Genomic DNA, 18,671 nt, shown 5'->3' with positions numbered 1-18,671 from the left:
ACAAAGGTTTTTACACGCTGTCTCTTTGAACCTTTGTTCCTTTGTAACTATGATCCTATTTAGTTCCTCTCAACTTATATTTGTTTTCCTTGTACAAATTTCCTGCTGTAATTACATGTGCCAAAGCATCTTTAGCCAATTCTTCATTTAATTTAACTGGAATTAAAGTTGTATCATTTTTGATTTCAAACTGTAATGGTTTCAAATTAGGCTGCATAATCACAACTTGATTTTCGACTCTGAAGGCATTGATATCATTAAACTGCATAATTGATCTCCCTTGTGTTTTGGCATCTAACTTATTTAAGTTTCTACCCACCATTGGCGTTTCAAAAGGAATTCCCAAATAGCCTAACAAGGTTGGTGGAATATCAATCTGACTTGCCAAATTACTATAAACGGTACCTTTCTTCACTCCTGGCCCCATTATTAAAGCCGGAATATGGAATTTGTTAATTGGCACTAAGTTTTTACCGTATGTTCTTGTATTATGATCCGCAATAACGATGAAAATCGTATTTTTAAAATACGCTTCTTTTTTAGCCATTTCGAAGAATTTCCCAATGGAGAAATCGGCATATTTCATGGCATTATTAACCGTTGCAGGTTTCTTATCAAAAGGTTTAATTCTTCCTGCCGGATATTCGAAAGGTTCGTGATTTGAAGTCGAAAACATTAAAGAGAAGAAAGGTTTATCTCCTTTAGCTTTAAAGTAACTATTTGCTTTGGTAACCAAATCTTCATCTGAATAACCCCAGGTTCCTTTAAAAGCATATTTTTTTCCATCAGCATCAAAATCTTCCTGATCAACAATATCCTGAAAACCATTTCCGTTAAAAAACGAAGCCATATTATCAAAATTCGCCATTCCACCATAAATAAAACTAGTGTCATAGCCTTTTTGTTTCAAGGCATCCGCAAGCGTAAAAAATCCTTGCTGTGAGTTTCCTAATTTCACTACACTTTCTGAAGGTGAAGGTAAAAACCCGGTTACAACTGCTTCAATTCCACGAACGCTTCTTGTTCCTGTGCAATATAGATTGGTAAACAGTAAACCTTCTTTTGACAGTTTATCAAATTCTGGTGTTAATGGTTTGCCTCCTAAAATTCCAACATATTCTGCACCTAAGCTTTCTTGTAAAAAGATAACCAAATTATAAGGTTTCTTATTAATAGAATCTGGTTGTTGCACATGCAGAAACGGAATTTCAGCATCTGTAAAATCATTTGGACCGGCAATCATGTATTTTTTTACACGTGCAATAGCTTCGGCTTCATCCATTTTACCATACATCTTGGTGTTTCCTTCATTTTTGATAGAATATGCAGCAAAAGCAACGGTATAAAATGAATTCAATCCTAAAGTATTTGTCAATTGATCTGTAGAAAAAACAGCATTACTGGCATTGATTGGACGCTTTGAAACCAAACTTGAACGCGCTCCAAAAAACAATAAAAAAGCAACTAACGGAAAAACCATTAATTTGAATTTATAATCAGCAAGTGACGTATAGAAATATTTTTTTCCTTTTTTGAAAGCAAAATAGATTACAACTCCCAAAATCAGGAAAGTAACAATAATAGAAGTCAGGTAACTTTTTAAAAGCATCCCGACAACTTCCTTAGGGTAAATTAGATAATCTAAGAAAATTTTATTCGGACGAGTATCATATTGTTTTACAAAATCCGGTGTAGCTAATTCTACAAACAGAATAAGAAACAGGAACAGGAAACTATAAATTACCAGAAATTTATTAGTAAACTTCAACCACTTATTCGGTAAAAAAGTAATTAAAACAGCAGGCAGAAAAGATAAATAACACAGTAATATCAAATCCATTCGAAGACCGATTGGAAAAATATACCAGAAATTTGGTGTTTCGACAACCCTGTCTTTAAAAATAAAAAATAAAAATATTCGGCTTAAAGTACTAATTAGCAATCCGATTGCTATAAAATTGAAAATGGGTTTTAAAAAACTTAATTTTTTCATTAGAAAGATTTAGAACGTAAAAAATGACTTGAAAAATTAAGTAAAGACGCACTGCAGTGTGTCTCTACTCTTCGTAACGATTTATTTCTCTGTCGTAAAAATCATTTGCTTTTTCAATTAAGCCTTCCATTTCTGCATTTAATTCGGCTTCATCAAGATCTTCTGCTTCCTCTAAAAACTCGACCTCATCATCTTTTAAGTTAATTATAAATCTAGGATAATCAAGGTGAATGATGAAAATATCATCTGGAAAATCAGTATTATCTCCGAGTAAAAATTTAGGTAATTCCATTTTATTATTGTTTTATATGCTTCAAATTTAACTATTTGAAACTGAATTATTGATTAATTTTTTTGTTAAGTAATGGAAGCGAATGTATAAAAATATAGCCGCTGAAGTTAATCCTGCCAAAAGTCCAATCCAAACGCCGCTGGCTTTCCATGGCGTATATTCTGCCAAATAATAAGAAATCGGGAAACCAATAACCCAATAAGCAACAAAAGTAATATACATTGGCACTTTTACATCCTGCAGGCCGCGAAGTGCTCCAAGAACCACCACTTGTATTCCGTCAGAAATTTGAAAAATAGCCGCTATCAAAAGTAGTTTTGAAGCAATACTTATCACTTCATTATTATCCAGTAATTGTCCTCCATTTTCCATATTTAAAAACAGATACGGCAAATAATTATGGAAGGCAACGAATAGTATAGCAAAAAGGGTTTCGAGTATAATGGCTAATAAAAAAATAGAACGGGCAACAACTACCAATTTTTTAAAATCCTGCAAACCTCTCTGGTTGCTAACTCTAATCATCGAAGTCACACTTAATCCCATCGCAAACATAAAAGTCATCGATGCCAGACTCAGTGCAATTTGGTTGGCTGCCTGACTGGTTTTTCCAATATTTCCGCAAAGCCAGATGGAAGCTGTAAACAGCACCACTTCGAAAAGCATTTGCATGGCTGATGGAAAACCAATGCTTATTATTTTTTTTATAGTTTCTTTTTTAATTTCCTGAAAACTGAAATCCTGAAAAAAGCGTTTTAAATCGTTTCTTCTCGAAAGCATAATGTGCATGAACATTACCAAAAATATTCTTGAAATAACAGTACCAAGCGCTGCACCGATAATTCCCATTTTAGGAAAAATCCAAATACCATAAATCAAAACATAGTTTATCCCTACGTGTAGCACATTTGCCATGATCATAGCGTACATCGAATATTTTGTCATCGACATTCCGTCAGCAAATTGCTTGTATCCCTGGTATATAATTAGCGGAATTAATGAAAAAGCAACCCAATCCAAATAAGGTTTTGCAAGTTTAATAACATCAGCGGGTTGATGCAGTAATTCCATTAATGGCTTTGCCAGAACAATTACACCAAAAAGCATTAATCCTAAAATAGTACATAAAAACAAGCCATGATGAAAAGCAGAACGAACTTTAGTATCATTCTTCTCGGCATCACCTTCGGCCACAATTGGCGTAATGGCTGTTGAGAAACCTATCCCTAAAGACATGGCAATAAAAACCATACTGTTTCCAAGCGAAACTGCGGCAAGTTCAGTACTTCCCAACTTCCCTACCATTATATTATCGACAATACCTATTAAAGTATGGCCCACCATTCCTAAAATTACGGGATAAGCCAACTTAAAATTATACGAAAACTCTTTTGTATACTGTGCTAAGTTCAATTCTATTGTTTTTAAGTCGGCAAAGATAATCAGAAGCTTTGAATTCTGCAGTATTATTAAAAAGATAAGCTAATATTAAAAATTCCAAAAAAAATAATTCCAAGTTCCGAAAACTTAAAAGGAGAAAAGAAGGCCCGTTTAAAAATTATATAACAATTTCAGAAAATTATATAACGACTAAAAACGACCTCACTGCTACTTTTACATTATTAATAATTCAAAAAAAAAATGTCTTTATGATCTCAAGAAATCTGAAATTTATCTGCCTAGCTGCTATAGCTTTTTTATCTGCCAACACAACTTTCGCTCAAGACTCTGCAACTGCAAATACGGAAAGTGAAATTAAAAATTACGATCAGGGTTTTAGATTGGGATTTGGTTTAAACGGAGGTTTACCAACTGACAATGCTTACGATTGGTCTCTTGGGGGAGATGTTCGTTTACAATATGATTTGTCTAAAAGAACATCGTTGACATTGACCACAGGTTTTACAAACCTATTTATGGGAAAAGACGACAATGGAATTGATCAAAAAGATCTTGGATTTATTCCCGCAAAAGCTGGTTTTAAAGCCTTCATTTGGGAAGATCAATTCTATGTTTTAGGTGAAGTGGGTGCTGGTTTTGCCGTTACAAACGGATATGACGACACTACTTTTTTATGGGCGCCAGGAATTGGATACGCTAACAAATATATTGATATCAGTGTCCGCTACGAGGACTATAACAAATTCAAAACCAATCAGGTGGCTTTACGTCTTGCCTACGGATTTGATTTATAAAAATACGTTCATTTATTCTTTTGTTTTTGGTATGAACCCGACAGATCCTCATAGTCTGTCGGGTTTTGTAGTTTTAGAACAAATCGAATTTTTACAAAATAATAAACCCGACAAGTTTCAATAACCTGTCGGGTTTATTAGGTAAAAAAAGTATCTAATTTTCTAATTGACACATTTTCTAATTAGCTAATTAGCCTCCCAATTCCTTTTTATACATTTCGATATTAGCCTTAACCTTATCGTCTAATTCCGGTTCTTTAATATCAGTATGTTTTTGCATTTCTTCCCAGATAATTTTGGCAACAATATAACGTGCCATTTCTTTATCATCGGCAGGAACAATATACCAGGGCGCATAATCTTTCGAAGTTTTATTGATCGCTTCTTCATAATATTCCTGATATTCTTTCCAGTGTTCTCTTTCCTTCAAATCTCCGGGCGAAAATTTCCAATGGTGTTTTTCTTCTTCCAAACGGCGTAACAAACGTTCTCTTTGCTCCTCTTTGCTCAAGTGCAAATAAAACTTCATTACAATAGTTCCGTTTTGCGAAATATGCTTTTCAAAATTATTGATTTGCTCAATTCTGTTTTTCCAGAATTTCGGCGTAATATCTTTAACCGAATTTATACCCGGTAAATTCTCTGCCAAAATATATTCGGGATGCACACGTGTTACCAAAACATTCTCATAATGCGTACGGTTAAAAATCGCAAACTTTCCCTTTTCTGGCAAAGCAATATAATGTCGCCATAAATAATCATGCTCTAATTCGGTCGAATTTGGCGTTTTAAAACTGTGCACCACAACCCCACGCGGATTAAATTCCTTAAAAACCTCCCTGATCAAACTATCTTTACCGGAGGTATCCATTCCCTGCAGGCAAATCAAAACACCGTATTTATTATGCGAGTACATAACATCCTGCAAATCGCTCAGTTTCGCCTGAACTTTATCGAGTTTTTTTTCTTTGGTCTCTTCATCTGCATCAATATCGAGCAAAGTCGAAATCTTGGATAACTTTATTTTTTTTACAACTTTAAAATCATTTGGATCTATAGACTTCATATTTTTCGATTTTTATATCATAAATATACTAATTTTACGAATCCCCATAGCTATCGGGACTGCTCATTGCAATACTTTTTCAATAAGTTATTTTTTTTACAAGCCATACCAAAAGCTTATCCCGATCCTTCGGGAGTCGCTTTGTTCTGTCAGTAAAAAATACAATTTCTTTTCAAAGTATTTTCTCCCGAAGTTTCGGGACTATCAGGATTGGGCATTGGTTTTCAAAAGAACATTCATTTTTCATAATTTTAACCTGTAATGAAAAAAATATTTTTAGTACTTTTTCTCTTTAGTCTAAATCAAACTTTTTGTCAGGATATAAGTGACGAAAATTCAAAAAAAGCTTACAGTGAAGTTTATGGAAAAATATTTAAAGATTTAAAACCAATTGAAGGAACAAAAGATATACTTCCACCAAAAAAAAATGTTTCATTTTGTTCATTATATCAGTGTGTATCACGAATTGAATATACAGAAGGCAACAAAAATATTCAGGAAGCAATTTTTAAAAGGGCTATTGAAATAACAAATCTTCTTTACAAACAAGGAACTCCTATATATTTATTAAGCGGAATGGATAGTTCTGGTACGGAAATAGTAGAAAACAAAAACTTAACTGACGATAACAAGTTAGTCTATATTGCTATTGCCGAATGCCTCACTTCACAATCATTAGAAAAAATTAAAGATATTGTGAACGAACAAACAATGAAATTAATCAATAAAAAATAAGCCAAAACCTCTCAGTCTTTCAAAACAACATTCATGGAAAAATTCACATTAGAAATATTATTTCAAATCATCGGAATCGGATCAGCATCAGGATTATTCTTCAATAATAATTCACTTTATATCATTGGCGATAACAGCGGATTTTTATACGAATACAATATGCAGGATCAGCAATTGAGTCATCATCCCTTAATTGACAATCCGACGCAAAACATTCCAAAAAACATAAAACCCGATTTCGAATCGGTAACACATCATAATGATACTTTATATGTTTTTGGTTCGGGTTCTACAGACAAACGAAACAAAATGATTGCCTTCGATCTTAAGTCCAAAACCATTTTACAAAAAAATGATTTAGTTGATTTATATGCCTTAATGCAAAGTTTCGGCGAAATAAAACCAGAAGACTTCAATTTAGAAGGTGCTATTTTCGATGGCGAAAATTGGTATTTATTCAATCGTGGCAACGGAATATCCAACAAAAATACCATATTCACGATTCACGCAAAAAGTCTGGGCGAAGAATTTGCTTTGGTGGCAACCAATTATAAACTGCCAAAAATAAAAGGAGTTCGTTCCAGTTTTACAGATGCTATTTTGGTTGAAGATAAAATCTATTTCTTATCAACTGCTGAAGACACAAAATCAACTTACGACGATGGTGAAATTTTAGGAAGCTTCATTGGAAGAATAGATCTTAAAACCATGAAAATCGATTTTACTCAAAAAATAACATCAACTAATAAATTTGAAGGATTAACTTTCTACAAAAAATCAAGTGATAAAATTGAGTTTTTGCTTTGCGAGGATAATGATACGGAGTTATTGGAAACTAAGATTTTTAAGTTGAGTTTGCCGGTTAAATAAATAACACATTCACTTTGCGCAATTTTGCGTGCTCTTTGCGAATCTCTGTGTAATAGTTCTACCACAGAGATTCACAAAGGATTCGCAGAGAAACGCAAAGATTTAGAAGCAAACTAATTTAATTCTGCTCCTGGCAATTACAAGGTCGGTTTACATTAATAAATTTTAAACTATAAATGCACCAAAATTTGAATGTCATAAAAAAACCAGTCCTAATAATAGGCGTTTTAATTTCAATACTTTTTCTCTTTTTAGCGCTTTACTCAGGGCTTTTACTTAAATCGGCAATTCCAAACAAAGAGATATTATTTTTAATATCAAGATTCAGTATCTGGTTGGTTCTTGCTTTATTATTTTTTTATGTCTCTAAAGTTGAGAAATCACCATTCTTAATCTGGAAAGAAACGGAGTATTCACTAAAATTTTCAGCTCCCGCCCTTTTAAAAACAATGCTAAAATTGTTTTTAGTAGTTTATCTGGTCGGAATATTGTCTTTGCTTTTTCATCTAAAAACAAAAAGTGCACACTTAACCGAAACGCTTACTCTATTTCATAAAAACTTTTTTCTCTTGTTTTTCACCTGTGTTACTGCAGGAGTTACAGAAGAATTAATTTTTAGAGGTTACCTTTTGCCAAGGTTTGAAATTCTACTAAAAAACACAAAATTAGCAATAGGACTTTCCAGTATACTTTTTGGAATACTGCATTATGGTTATGGTACTTTAATTCATGTTATTGGACCTGTGCTTATGGGAATTGTATTTGCAATGCAATATCAAAAATATAGAAATATCAAAATTGTCATAATAGCGCATTTCCTGTGGGATTTAATTGTATTAGTACTAAACACATGACACTTAACACTCTGTACTCCAATAAAATTGTACATTTATAATATTTAAAAAAATAAAAGCGCTTTTCTAAACTTTTTTTCATCGCCTTCCCAACCTTTTTATCTTTTAAGCTCTCTTTAGTATAAAGACAACAATTGTGATAAACGAAACCATTATTTCCAACTGCAAAAAAATGCACCGTGATGCACAGCGTCAGGTGTATGAGCATATGGCTCCAAAATTGTATCGCGTTTGCAAACGATACTTAAAAAAGGAAGAAGAAATCGAGGAAGCTATGGCCGACGCTTTCTATACTATTTTCACGAAACTGGATCAGTTAAAAGAAATTTTGGCTTTTGAGGCCTGGGCGCGAAAAATAACCGTCAATCACTGTTTGGCAACTATCAAGAAGAACACCAATTTCAATATGTATCTTGATGATGTCAAATTGCTGTCACAACCTTTTACAGAAGAAATCAATTCTCTGGAAGAAGAAGATTTACTCAATTTACTAAACCATATTCCGGACGGCTGTAAGACTGTTTTTAACCTTTTTGTTATTGAAGGTTTTGGGCACAAAGAAATTGCAGCAATGCTGAACATTTCTGAAGGTACCTCAAAATCACAGTTGAATGCAGCTAAAACCAAGCTGAAGGAATTAGTAAACAAATTGTATTATCAAAAAGCAAAGTAGTCATGGACAATCAAGATAAAATATTCGATAAATTTAAAGAAGCCGCCCAAAACTCGGAACAAAAAGACTTTCCGGGAATGGATAAAGTCTGGGCGCGCGTTGAAGAGAAACTGGACAAAAAAGAAGATAAAAAAGCGATCTCATTATGGAAAAAAATTGCCATTGCTGCTTCTCTTTTATTATTAATTTCTTTAGGGACACAATTTTTTAAATCAGATCAAAACACTACGATTCCAGCTTCAGAAGTGGTAGTAAATGAAACAGAAAAAGAAGTAATTCAGAATTCAGAAATTAAAAAGGATGGGGTTGCTGTCGAGGATTCAAAACTAGTTCCGAAAGCGGAAGCGGTCAAAATTTTAGACAAACAAATAAAAGAACAGCAAACTACAGTAGCCAACAACGAGGCTATTATAGTGGCAGAAGCTGTTGGTACAGGAACTGTTTCTGCACCAGTTTACGAAGAAGCAAACGCACCAATTTCGGAATCTGTGTCTTCTTCAGGTTTTATTAATGATGAAGAAGATTCAGTTGCAAAAGAAAAAGTTGCTGATTTTGGCTACTCAAAAAAAGTAGAAAGAGAAGCTTTTGCAGCAAAAGCTGCCGGGCAACAAGCTGAACGAGCAAAAAAAACCACTCCTTTGGTTATCTTAAATGGTAAAGCAATGTCTCATAGCAATGATGCAAAAAGAGATGAAATGATGCAGGCTGAATTACCAAACCTACAACCTGAAAACGTAGAGTCTTTAGTTGTATTAGACGAACCTTTATACATTATCGATGGTGTTTATTATTCAGAAAATGATTTATTCGGAAATAATCCTACGAGTCCATACGCTCCATTAAACAAACAGGAAATCAAAACTATAACGATTCTACAAGATACAGAAGCCATTGCGAAATATGGTGAAAAAGGAAAAAAAGGAGTTGTTATTATTACAACCAAAAACGGAAAACCTGCTCCTAAAAATTAATTTAAAAAAATCTAATTGACTCCTAAAATCTTTGTCAAAGTTTAAAACTTTGACAAAGATAAATCTCAACATTTATCTACAAAATCACTTTCATGAAAAACGTAAAACTTCTTTCATTAGGCATTGCTATGTTTGTATCTTTTGCCAGTAGAGCACAAGAAAAATCAATTCCTGAAAGCAATTCATTACAAACAGAAATAAAGGCTAATTCTTTTACCAAATCAAAAGATACAATTGCTGATGTAAAAGTTTCATCGAATTTTCTTCAGCCTGCAACTTCTCCAACCCGACTCGTAATATGTGCGCCGTCACGATCACTTCTCAATGAACCTTTATATATTTTGGATGGAGATGTAATAAATGCTAAGCAATTTTCTAAAGTCAATCCAAATGACATTCAGAAAATAAATATTCTAAAAGATGCTGCTGCAGTGGCTCTTTATGGAAGTAAAGCCAAAAACGGGGTTATTATTATTACATTAAAAGAAGAAGATTGACATCATACAAAATTTCAAATTCATTTAGCGTGTTGTTTCACTAACAAAATCATTAAAATTCAAATTCACAAAATTTAAAATTATGAAAAAACTACTTTTTACACTTCTCGTCCTCATCACAATTAGCTCTTTCTCTCAAAATAAAAATTTATTAGATAGACCTTATATTGAAGTTTCAGGTCAAGCAGATACATTAGTGTTGCCAAATAAAATTTGGATTAATGTTCTATTAATGGAAAAAGATACCCGAGGAAAAAAAACTATTGAAGATTTGGAAGAAGAAATGATTAAAAAATTGCAGGAAGTTGGTATTGATATTCAAAAAAATCTTACTGTAAGAGATATGTCAAGTAATTATAAATATTATCTTTTAAAACAAAATGACATTTTCAAATCAAAATCATACACTGTAATAGTTTCGGATGCCGTAGCTGCTTCAAAAGTTTTTATCGGATTAGAGAACATTGGCATTTCAAATGTTCGAATCGAAAAAGTTGAAAACGATCAACAAAAAAAGATTAAACTTTCAATAAATGCAAAAGCCATTCTCAATGCAAAACAAACTGCAGAAAGTTTAACAAAGCCTTTAAATCAAAAAATTGGAAATGCTATTCAAATAAGTAACTTTGATCACATTTCTAATCAATTCTCAGGAAATCTTGAAGAAATAGTTATAACAGGATATGCTAAGAAGAGATATAGTGCTGAAAGCAAAAACGAAGAACCTGGTATTGAATTTGAAAAAATAAAAATATCAAGCAATGTTCAAGCTCGATTTTCTTTAGAATAAATTAAATATGATCATTCATTGGCATAATTCTAAAAGCATCAAAAAGTTGTTAAACTTAGATTAAGAAAACATTTAAAGCATTATTTTAGGAAGCAAAAACTGTATTTTTGTGTTACTAAAATGATGCTTTCTGCATTTCTAAAAATACTACCATGACAGACTTAAAGAATAAAAATGCCCTAATTACAGGAGCCGGAAAAGGAATTGGAAAAGCTATTGCACTTGCTTTGGCTAAAGAAGGCGTAAATGTAATTTTAGTTTCAAGAACCCAAACCGACATCGATCAATTGGCAGACGAAGCATCTAATTTAGGAGTAAAATCATTGGCTTTAGCAGCAGACGTTTCAGATATAAATTCTATAAACAGTGCAGTTGAAAAAGCATTATCAAAATTTAAAACGATAGATATTTTAATAAACAGTGCCGGAATTGCTTCTTTTGGAAAATTTATGGAATTGGAGCCCGCAGCCTGGGAAAAAATCATTCAGGTGAATTTGATGGGAACCTATTACACAACCCGCGCCGTTATTCCAAATATGATCGAAAGACAGACTGGAGATATTATTAATATTTCATCAACTGCAGGACTTGCAGGAAATGCATTAACGAGTGCTTATAGCGCCTCAAAATTTGCAGTTTTAGGTTTGACAGATTCTTTAATGCAGGAAATGAGAAAACACAATATTCGTGTTTCAGCCTTAACTCCAAGTACAGTAGCTACTGACATGGCAAAAGATTTAAACTTAACAGACGGTAATCCTGAAAAAGTAATGCAGTCTGAAGATATTGCAGAATTACTAATCGCTCAACTTAAATTAAACCGAAGAGTTTTTATCAAAAACAGTAGTATTTGGTCTACAAATCCGTAACTTACTTTAATCTTTTACAAAGATCTAAACGCCTAATTTAAAACATCAAATGGAACAATATTTAAGACAATTAATTGCAATAGAATTCACAGATAAAAAGGAAATTTTTACTGGATTCCTTATTGATTATTCTGATGATTGGATTCTTTTGAGAAACAATCCCGTTGATTATATACTTGACGGTTTTGTAATTCTGAAAAACAAAAACATAGAAGCCATCCACAGAGATCAGGATCTTGCCTTTACGGAAAAAGTGATCCGTTTAAAAGGTTTAAAAACAAGTGCCGAAGATATTATCCCGATTAGAGATTTAGCTACGATTGTAAATTTCTTAACCAATAAATATGGCATTTTTCAGATTGCAAAAAAATCTGCCAAATCGGCCTATTTAGGCAAATTACTTGAATTGAATGATGAGGAATTAACTATTGATTTCCTGGATACAAGAGGTCAGTTTGGAGGAGAATTAAGTTTTAATCCGGAAAAAATAAGAGTTATTGAATTTGATACAGATTATATTAATTCTTTGAAATTAGTACTGGAGCAAGAAATAAAGTAAGCATGAATAAAATTATCTGTTTTACGATTGTTTCTTTTCTAGCATTTTCCTGTAATACAAAAAACAATAATGAAATCGCGACATCGTCTACTGTAAAAATTGATACTGCAAAAAGCGAAACAAAATCTATACAACCGGAAAAAACGAACCGAATTTTAATTGGCCATAAAATAGAAGGCGATTTTGATGGGAATGGTAAAGATGAATTCGCAATTATTACTCAGACAAAACAAGGTGAAGGAAATCCTGTTGAAGATGGAACTCCTGATGAATACACAATCTCTTTTAGTAATAAAAAATTAAAGCCAATCATTATTGGATGTTGTGAAGCTCAATTAATAAACGAAGGCGATTTAAATCAGGATGGCAAAGATGATTTTTCAGTTTATCAGGCTCCAATGAATGGGACTGTTTATGAAATGACAACCTATTCACTTCAAAATTCAAATTGGAAACAAATCGTAGAAACCTTTTTGATACCAACTGCACATAAAGAATTGAATAATGAAGAGCTACAAAAGAGAGTCTTTCTTGAAAACAATACATTGTATATCTTTAAAGAAGATCCCAATGATGAAAATTATAAATTGATTAAGAAAAAGATTGAATTAAATTAAAAACAGCAAAGCCCTTTAAAAAGGGCTTTGCTGTTTTTATAAACTTTAGAAATATAAACCATTTTACATTTCAAAAATATCATTTTACACTTCTGCTAATTTGTTTACAAACTCTAAACGGACACTTCCGTCTTCATCGATTTTTGTCAAATTAATATCTTGCAGCGTATTAATCAATTCAGGATTCCATGGTGTTTTTACTTTTACGTAGTTTTCAGTAAAACCATGAATATATCCTTCTTTATTTTCACTTTCAAAAAGAACCGTTCTGTTGGTTCCTAATTGGCTTTCGTAAAAAGCACGGCGCTTTTTAACAGATAAACCACGAAGCATTTTACTTCGTTTTGCACGCACATTTGCAGGAACTACTCCTGGCATATTAGCAGCTTCAGTATTATCTCGTTCAGAATACGTAAATACGTGTAAATACGAAATGTCCATTTCATTTAAGAAATGATACGTTTCTAAAAAGTGCTCATCTGTTTCTCCTGGAAAACCAACAATAACATCAACACCTATACAAGCATGCGGCATTACTTCGCGAATCTTGTTTACACGTTCTGTATAAACTTCACGCAAATAACGACGCTTCATCAGCTTCAAAATATCATTGCTTCCGGATTGTAACGGAATATGAAAATGCGGTACAAAAGTGCGGCTTTTAGAAACGAATTCAATTGTTTCGTTTTTCAATAAATTAGGTTCGATTGACGAAATTCGCAAACGCTCAATTCCTTCAACTTTATCCAGAGCCTGAACTAAATCAAGAAAAGTATGTTCGTGTTTTTTATTCCCGAATTCTCCTTTTCCGTAATCTCCTATATTTACTCCAGTCAAAACAATTTCTTTAATGTTTTGAGCTGAGATTTCTTTAGCATTTTGCAAAACATTTTCAAGAGCATCACTTCGTGAAATTCCTCTTGCTAACGGAATTGTACAATAAGTACATTTATAGTCACAACCATCCTGAACTTTTAGGAATGCACGGGTTCTGTCTCCAATAGAATAACTCCCAACATAAAAATCAGCTTCGGCAATTTCGCAGGAGTGCACTTCACCCATATCGTTTTTGCTTAAGTCATGAATGTAATCGGTAATTTTAAATTTCTCTGTAGCTCCCAAAACCAAATCAACACCATCAACAGCCGCTAACTCTTCTGGTTTTAATTGCGCATAACAACCAACAGCTGCTACAAAAGCCTTTTCATTAAGCTTCATTGCTTTTTTTACAACCTGCTTAAATTGCTTATCTGCATTCTCTGTAACCGAACAGGTATTGATAACATAAATGTCTGCAACTTCTTCAAAATCGACACGATCAAAACCTTCATCATTGAAGTTTCTGGCGATTGTAGAAGTCTCTGAAAAGTTCAGTTTGCAACCAAGCGTATAAAAAGCAACTTTTTTTCTGTTTTCCATAGGAATAGACTACGTTTTAAGTAGTAAGATATTATATTTACATCTCTTTTGAAGAGTTTGCAAATTTACGTACAATATTCTTTAAAATAAAATCAATAATACACTATATATCAACATTTTGCACAGAACCTGTATTTTGAATAGACCTGAAAAACAGTTGTCCAGATAAAGTTTATTTTAAAAAGAAGATAATTTCACAAGTACAAAAAAAAAATTTAGATAAGAATAAGTTGACAAAATATCGATTAAATGCATATATTATCGATTAAATGCATTTTTTTAAGATTTAAATTGAAATTTTCTTACATTTAATTTTGTTTAGATTTTTTTTAGAAGTATTTTCACTTCGCCAAAAACAACTAAATTATTTTATAAACAAATTACGCATAACAATTTTGTTTTTTACTCGTTATGTTGTTGTTTTGTTATAATAAAAAATGGGCAGGCCGAAAACCAGAAAGAGTAGGCAACAATTATAAATTAAATTCTATATGAAAGCATTTTTACCCACAATCTGCTTGATGTTCTTAACCATTTTTAGTTCGCAAGCGCAAACTAATGCTACGGCTGCTGCTAATCCATTTCCATCGATTAGTACTTTAACAAATTGGGCGAGTTTAAACTCACAATCACAATTTGATATTGCTATTCGTGCAGTTGGTTTTAAATTCGAAGTAAAAGAGCCCGGTGCAGAATCTACATCTTATACTTATATTCGTAAAGTGACTGTAAATGAAGTAAATTATACTGATAGAATTGTTTATAGAATTACAAACAATAATTCAGCAAGTATTATTTCGTTGGTTACTGCTTCAACAGATTTAGTAAGTTTATACACCCCACAATTAGCAACTTTCAAAAACAACAACTGTAAAACAGAAATGTCTAAAGACAAAAACACAACTTGCAGCTGTTATGAAAGTGTAAATTTTGCAATCGATCTTTGTGACGAGCGTGTAAAATTAACTATGGGTGATGGAAATAAATATTTTGTTTCTGTAGCTAAAAAATAATACCAAATAAACAGAGAATAAAAATTACGAGTTGTTTTCCAAATCTTTGCAAACCTTTATGAGGCAAGTTTACAAAGATTTGGGACGCATTTCTCTGGTTTAAACCAAATTCGGATTCTTTAATTCATACCAAACTTCGGATTCTCCTTCATATTCAAAAGAATTGATGTATTTCAGACCAAGTTTTTCGAGAATTTTTCTTGAATTCTCATTTCCTGCATCTGCGTAAGCATAAACTGCCGCAACTTTCATTTCATTAAAAGCATAATCTATAAAAGCTTTTCCTGCTTCCGTAGCATATCCTTTTCCCCAATGCTTTTCTATAAAACGATATCCAATTTCATAAAAATCTTTATGATTATTGATTTCATTAGTAATGAATTTTATTCCAGACCATCCTAAAAATTCATCAGTCTCTTTTAGAATGACAGCCCAACGGCCTGTTCCAAAATCTTTGTATTGTTGTTGAACATTTTCAATATAACCAATACTTTCCTCAATACTTTTTACTGGCTTCTTACCAACAAAGAGGTGCACATTTGGATTAGAATCCAATTCAAACATACCATCAACATCTGTTATTTGTAATTCCCTTAGAAGCAAACGTTCTGTTTCAATTGACTTCTTCATAAACATAATTATTTAAGATATATCGCTGAACAACTTCGGCAACTCCATTATCATTATTTGATGCTACAATCACATTAGCCCTGTCACGCAATTCAGGTGTCACATTATCCACCCACACTCCTAAACCGGCATATTCGATCATGGTTAAATCGTTTCCTGCGTTTCCGACAGCAATAATTTCACTTTGATGAATATTGAGTTTCTCTGCTAAGATTTTTATACTTGCTGCTTTATCGATTCCGTTTTGAGCGGCTTCAAGGAAAAATGGCTTTGACATTGCAATACTTAAATGAGGCATTGCCAATTTCAAATCTTGCTCTAGTCCTTTTAGATAAGAAGGTTCTGCCAATAAAATACATTTTACAGCAGGTTTAGAAACGGCATCTTTAAAGCTTGGAACTTTAATATGAGCCAGTCCCGTTATTTCTTTTTCGATTTCAATGTACTCAGAATCTGTTTCACTGATAATTTCATCATCCAGATACGTTATAATATGTGTTTTCATTTTCACACTATAATCGTATAATTCATGGATTTGTTCTACTGTTAATTTCTGTTCGAATAAAACAAGATCGTCTTTTACTGTACTAATTATAGCACCGTTAAAGGAAATGATATAAGAATCATTCAAATCTAATTCGAGTTCTTTAGCATAGGCTGTCATGGCAGATGTTGGACGACCAGAAGCCAAAACCACATATACACCTTTTGCCTGAGCTTCAAGAAGTACTTTTTTATTTAATTCCGAAATTTTATGATCGTCTGTCAACAAGGTATCATCCATGTCGAGCACTAACATTTTATATTGCATATTTTTTGAGTTTTCAATTTACAATCAAATTACACTTAGATTGTAAACTGTGAATGAAGATTTATTTAAATACTCATTCTGAATTCTTCAATCACCGGATTCGCCTTTGCAAAATCAGTTTCCTGAATAAAAACTTCAACAGCCAAATCTGTTCCGCCAAAACCTCCCAAACGAGCTGATTGAATATTATCTTTTTTTACGGTTTCTACTCCCGCTTCTTCTAATCTTTCCTGTAAAGCAATTGCTAAAACTTCACTTCCTGAAAACACCTTCATTAATCCCATGACATTTTATTTTTTATAATTATTTATTCTAATATTATTCTTAACTGATTCTGGAAATCACTATTCTCATTCATACCAATATGACCTTGGTCATTTAAAGGATAAAAATGTGCGTTTGATTTTATTATTTTACTCAATCTAACTGAATTTTCATAAGGAATTAATTGATCTTCTTTTCCATGAAATATATAAATTGGAGCTTTAATTTTAGGAAGATATTCATAAGTTTCCAATTGAAATTTCTTCATAAAATCAGGAAAAAACGGAACTCTGCCAGCAGATAATTCTGTAAAACTATAATAGGGTGACTGCAGTATCAATGCTTTTGGTTTATTTTCAGAAGCCAAAATTGCAGCAAATCCCGAACCAATCGAATAACCCGCAATTATGATTTTATTCTCCGAATATCGTTTAGTAAATGTTTCATAAACTATAGAAATATCCTTATTTAGTTGCTCTTCATTTTCAATTTCACCGTCGCTTTTTCCAAAACTTCTGTAATCTAAAATAAAAATATCATAACCCAAATTAGTATATGTCTTTGCTATTTTACCCCAGGTTTCCAATGTTCCTGCATTTCCATGCAGATAAAAAATGAGTCCTTTTGATTTATCAGCTTTAAACAAAAGTCCGTTTAGGTTTGCTCCTCAAAAGATTTAATATTGAACTCTTCAAACTTAGACTGATAATCAAATTTATATTCTTTTGGAAGAGACGCACTTTGAAAAACCATCCCAACCTGATTGAAATACACATAAGAAACAACCACCAAATAAATAACAACAAAAAATGCTAAAAGTATAATAGTTAAAAATTTAAGTGTTTTGATTATTTCCATAAAAAATTTAATCAGTCTTATTCCTCCTCTTCAATTCCGTCCTCTTCTTCGTCCAATTCTTCTTCTCCTTCTTCATCCATATCAAAGAAATAAGGTTCTAACAGGAATTTATCTGCCAGAATTTCGATTCGTTCTGTCAATATTTCAGCAAAGATGATACGTTGTGTTTTGGCAATACTGTTCGAAATACGCATGATTTTAGTTTCATTACGCAATCTCAAAATTGGATCTGCATCATCTAAAATCAGCATTTTTAAGCGGTTTACGTTATAACCAGCGGTAGTAAACATATCACTCAGTTTGTTTGGCGTTCCAATTAAAACATCAATTCCTGTTGAAATATAGTTTTTATCGTAGTCCATATCGCCTTTGTCATGAACTCCGTAAACTTCAAGATTGGTATATTTCCCGTATTTCTCAAAAAGCGCTTCCATTGCCAAAACCTTTTCCTTGTCTTCCACAATAATCAAAGCACGAGGAGATTCCTCGGTATGTCCCGCCAACTGCTGAATCACATTCAACACAATCGTCGTCGATTTCCCTGTTCCTTTTGGAGAAATAATCATACAATCTGCACCACTTTTAATAGTAGAAAAAGTTTCCATCTGCAAGATATTTGCTTCCGTTAAACCATTTTCAATTAAGGCATCTTGTAACTTCTCGTTTATTTTTTTTAGTTTCATGTTTTTGAATGC

23 protein-coding genes are annotated in these 18,671 nt (G+C 32.5%); 12 read left to right on the top strand and 11 right to left on the bottom strand.

Features of this window, described 5'->3' with window-relative positions; genetic code table 11:
• Positions 1-55: 55 nt before the first annotated feature.
• From IRZ99_RS18540 to IRZ99_RS18530, 3 genes are all read right to left on the bottom strand, one after another.
• Positions 56-1,993: an LTA synthase family protein gene (locus IRZ99_RS18540; RefSeq protein WP_194658699.1), complete on the bottom strand. Its 1,938-nt coding sequence runs from the start codon at positions 1,991-1,993 to the stop codon at positions 56-58.
• Positions 1,994-2,057: 64 nt separating this feature from the next.
• A complete protein-coding gene (locus tag IRZ99_RS18535; protein ID WP_026984926.1) occupies positions 2,058-2,285 on the bottom strand; it encodes a hypothetical protein in 228 nt (75 codons plus the stop codon).
• Between the two features lie 27 nt (positions 2,286-2,312).
• The gene (locus IRZ99_RS18530; protein WP_194658698.1) at positions 2,313-3,698 is read right to left on the bottom strand and encodes an MATE family efflux transporter; all 1,386 of its coding nucleotides are present in this window, start codon (positions 3,696-3,698) and stop codon (positions 2,313-2,315) included.
• Positions 3,699-3,934: 236 nt separating this feature from the next.
• Between IRZ99_RS18530 and IRZ99_RS18525 the strand changes: the two genes are divergently transcribed.
• Complete coding sequence (locus tag IRZ99_RS18525; RefSeq protein WP_194658696.1) at positions 3,935-4,480, top strand: hypothetical protein; 546 nt, start codon at positions 3,935-3,937, stop codon at positions 4,478-4,480.
• 190 nt (positions 4,481-4,670) lie between these two features.
• On the opposite strand, the gene IRZ99_RS18520 is transcribed toward IRZ99_RS18525, so the two are convergent.
• On the bottom strand, positions 4,671-5,546 hold the full coding sequence (locus IRZ99_RS18520; RefSeq protein WP_194658695.1) for a PPK2 family polyphosphate kinase: 876 nt from the start codon (positions 5,544-5,546) through the stop codon (positions 4,671-4,673).
• A 261-nt stretch (positions 5,547-5,807) separates the two neighbouring features.
• Here IRZ99_RS18520 and IRZ99_RS18515 point away from each other — a divergent pair, with 261 nt between their 5' ends.
• From IRZ99_RS18515 to IRZ99_RS18470, 10 genes are all read left to right on the top strand, one after another.
• Positions 5,808-6,281 (top strand): hypothetical protein, encoded by a 474-nt coding sequence (locus tag IRZ99_RS18515; RefSeq protein ID WP_194658694.1) that lies wholly within the window; start codon positions 5,808-5,810, stop codon positions 6,279-6,281.
• A 33-nt stretch (positions 6,282-6,314) separates the two neighbouring features.
• Entirely contained in the window at positions 6,315-7,151 is an 837-nt protein-coding gene (locus IRZ99_RS18510; RefSeq protein WP_194658692.1) for a hypothetical protein, read from the top strand.
• A gap of 449 nt (positions 7,152-7,600) precedes the next feature.
• The gene (locus IRZ99_RS18505) at positions 7,601-8,005 is read left to right on the top strand and encodes a CPBP family intramembrane glutamic endopeptidase (RefSeq protein ID WP_194658691.1); all 405 of its coding nucleotides are present in this window, start codon (positions 7,601-7,603) and stop codon (positions 8,003-8,005) included.
• Positions 8,006-8,177: 172 nt separating this feature from the next.
• On the top strand, positions 8,178-8,678 hold the full coding sequence (locus IRZ99_RS18500) for an RNA polymerase sigma factor (protein WP_194658782.1): 501 nt from the start codon (positions 8,178-8,180) through the stop codon (positions 8,676-8,678).
• A gap of 2 nt (positions 8,679-8,680) precedes the next feature.
• Complete coding sequence (locus tag IRZ99_RS18495) at positions 8,681-9,649, top strand: hypothetical protein (RefSeq protein ID WP_194658689.1); 969 nt, start codon at positions 8,681-8,683, stop codon at positions 9,647-9,649.
• Positions 9,650-9,741: 92 nt separating this feature from the next.
• The gene (locus tag IRZ99_RS18490; RefSeq protein WP_194658687.1) at positions 9,742-10,146 is read left to right on the top strand and encodes a TonB-dependent receptor plug domain-containing protein; all 405 of its coding nucleotides are present in this window, start codon (positions 9,742-9,744) and stop codon (positions 10,144-10,146) included.
• 82 nt (positions 10,147-10,228) lie between these two features.
• Positions 10,229-10,936 (top strand): SIMPL domain-containing protein, encoded by a 708-nt coding sequence (locus IRZ99_RS18485; protein WP_194658684.1) that lies wholly within the window; start codon positions 10,229-10,231, stop codon positions 10,934-10,936.
• Between the two features lie 152 nt (positions 10,937-11,088).
• Positions 11,089-11,805, top strand: a complete 717-nt coding sequence (locus tag IRZ99_RS18480) for a 3-ketoacyl-ACP reductase (protein WP_194658682.1) — start codon at positions 11,089-11,091, stop codon at positions 11,803-11,805.
• A 49-nt stretch (positions 11,806-11,854) separates the two neighbouring features.
• The gene (locus IRZ99_RS18475) at positions 11,855-12,364 is read left to right on the top strand and encodes a hypothetical protein (RefSeq protein ID WP_194658680.1); all 510 of its coding nucleotides are present in this window, start codon (positions 11,855-11,857) and stop codon (positions 12,362-12,364) included.
• Positions 12,365-12,366: 2 nt separating this feature from the next.
• A complete protein-coding gene (locus IRZ99_RS18470) occupies positions 12,367-12,981 on the top strand; it encodes a hypothetical protein (RefSeq protein WP_194658678.1) in 615 nt (204 codons plus the stop codon).
• Between the two features lie 84 nt (positions 12,982-13,065).
• Here IRZ99_RS18470 and mtaB read toward each other — a convergent pair whose 3' ends face one another.
• Positions 13,066-14,400, bottom strand: coding sequence for a tRNA (N(6)-L-threonylcarbamoyladenosine(37)-C(2))-methylthiotransferase MtaB (gene mtaB / locus IRZ99_RS18465; RefSeq protein ID WP_194658676.1), 1,335 nt, complete (start codon positions 14,398-14,400; stop codon positions 13,066-13,068).
• A gap of 491 nt (positions 14,401-14,891) precedes the next feature.
• On the opposite strand from mtaB, the gene IRZ99_RS18460 reads away from it, so the two are divergent.
• The gene (locus IRZ99_RS18460) at positions 14,892-15,413 is read left to right on the top strand and encodes a hypothetical protein (protein WP_026984938.1); all 522 of its coding nucleotides are present in this window, start codon (positions 14,892-14,894) and stop codon (positions 15,411-15,413) included.
• Between the two features lie 99 nt (positions 15,414-15,512).
• Here the strand turns inward: IRZ99_RS18460 and IRZ99_RS18455 are convergent, their stop codons facing one another.
• The 6 genes from IRZ99_RS18455 to IRZ99_RS18435 form a co-directional block, all read right to left on the bottom strand.
• Positions 15,513-16,043, bottom strand: a complete 531-nt coding sequence (locus tag IRZ99_RS18455; RefSeq protein WP_194658674.1) for a GNAT family N-acetyltransferase — start codon at positions 16,041-16,043, stop codon at positions 15,513-15,515.
• Positions 16,027-16,842 (bottom strand): Cof-type HAD-IIB family hydrolase, encoded by an 816-nt coding sequence (locus tag IRZ99_RS18450; RefSeq protein WP_228519126.1) that lies wholly within the window; start codon positions 16,840-16,842, stop codon positions 16,027-16,029. Before IRZ99_RS18450 ends, IRZ99_RS18455 begins: the two co-directional genes overlap by 17 nt.
• Positions 16,843-16,919: 77 nt before the next feature.
• Positions 16,920-17,138 carry a putative signal transducing protein gene (locus IRZ99_RS18445; protein WP_053474039.1) on the bottom strand — a complete coding sequence of 73 codons (219 nt, stop codon included), beginning with the start codon at positions 17,136-17,138 and terminating at the stop codon, positions 16,920-16,922.
• A gap of 23 nt (positions 17,139-17,161) precedes the next feature.
• On the bottom strand, positions 17,162-17,764 hold the full coding sequence (locus IRZ99_RS18440; RefSeq protein ID WP_228519125.1) for an alpha/beta hydrolase: 603 nt from the start codon (positions 17,762-17,764) through the stop codon (positions 17,162-17,164).
• Between the two features lie 8 nt (positions 17,765-17,772).
• Complete coding sequence (locus IRZ99_RS21240; RefSeq protein WP_228519124.1) at positions 17,773-17,976, bottom strand: hypothetical protein; 204 nt, start codon at positions 17,974-17,976, stop codon at positions 17,773-17,775.
• Between the two features lie 17 nt (positions 17,977-17,993).
• Positions 17,994-18,659, bottom strand: a complete 666-nt coding sequence (locus tag IRZ99_RS18435; protein WP_194658670.1) for a DEAD/DEAH box helicase — start codon at positions 18,657-18,659, stop codon at positions 17,994-17,996.
• Positions 18,660-18,671: the final 12 nt, after the last annotated feature.

The organism is Flavobacterium sp. LC2016-12 (assembly GCF_015351595.1).
Lineage (GTDB): Bacteria > Bacteroidota > Bacteroidia > Flavobacteriales > Flavobacteriaceae > Flavobacterium.
The sequence above is the reverse complement of the archived record's forward strand: the minus strand, read 5'-3'. Positions and strand labels throughout refer to the sequence as shown.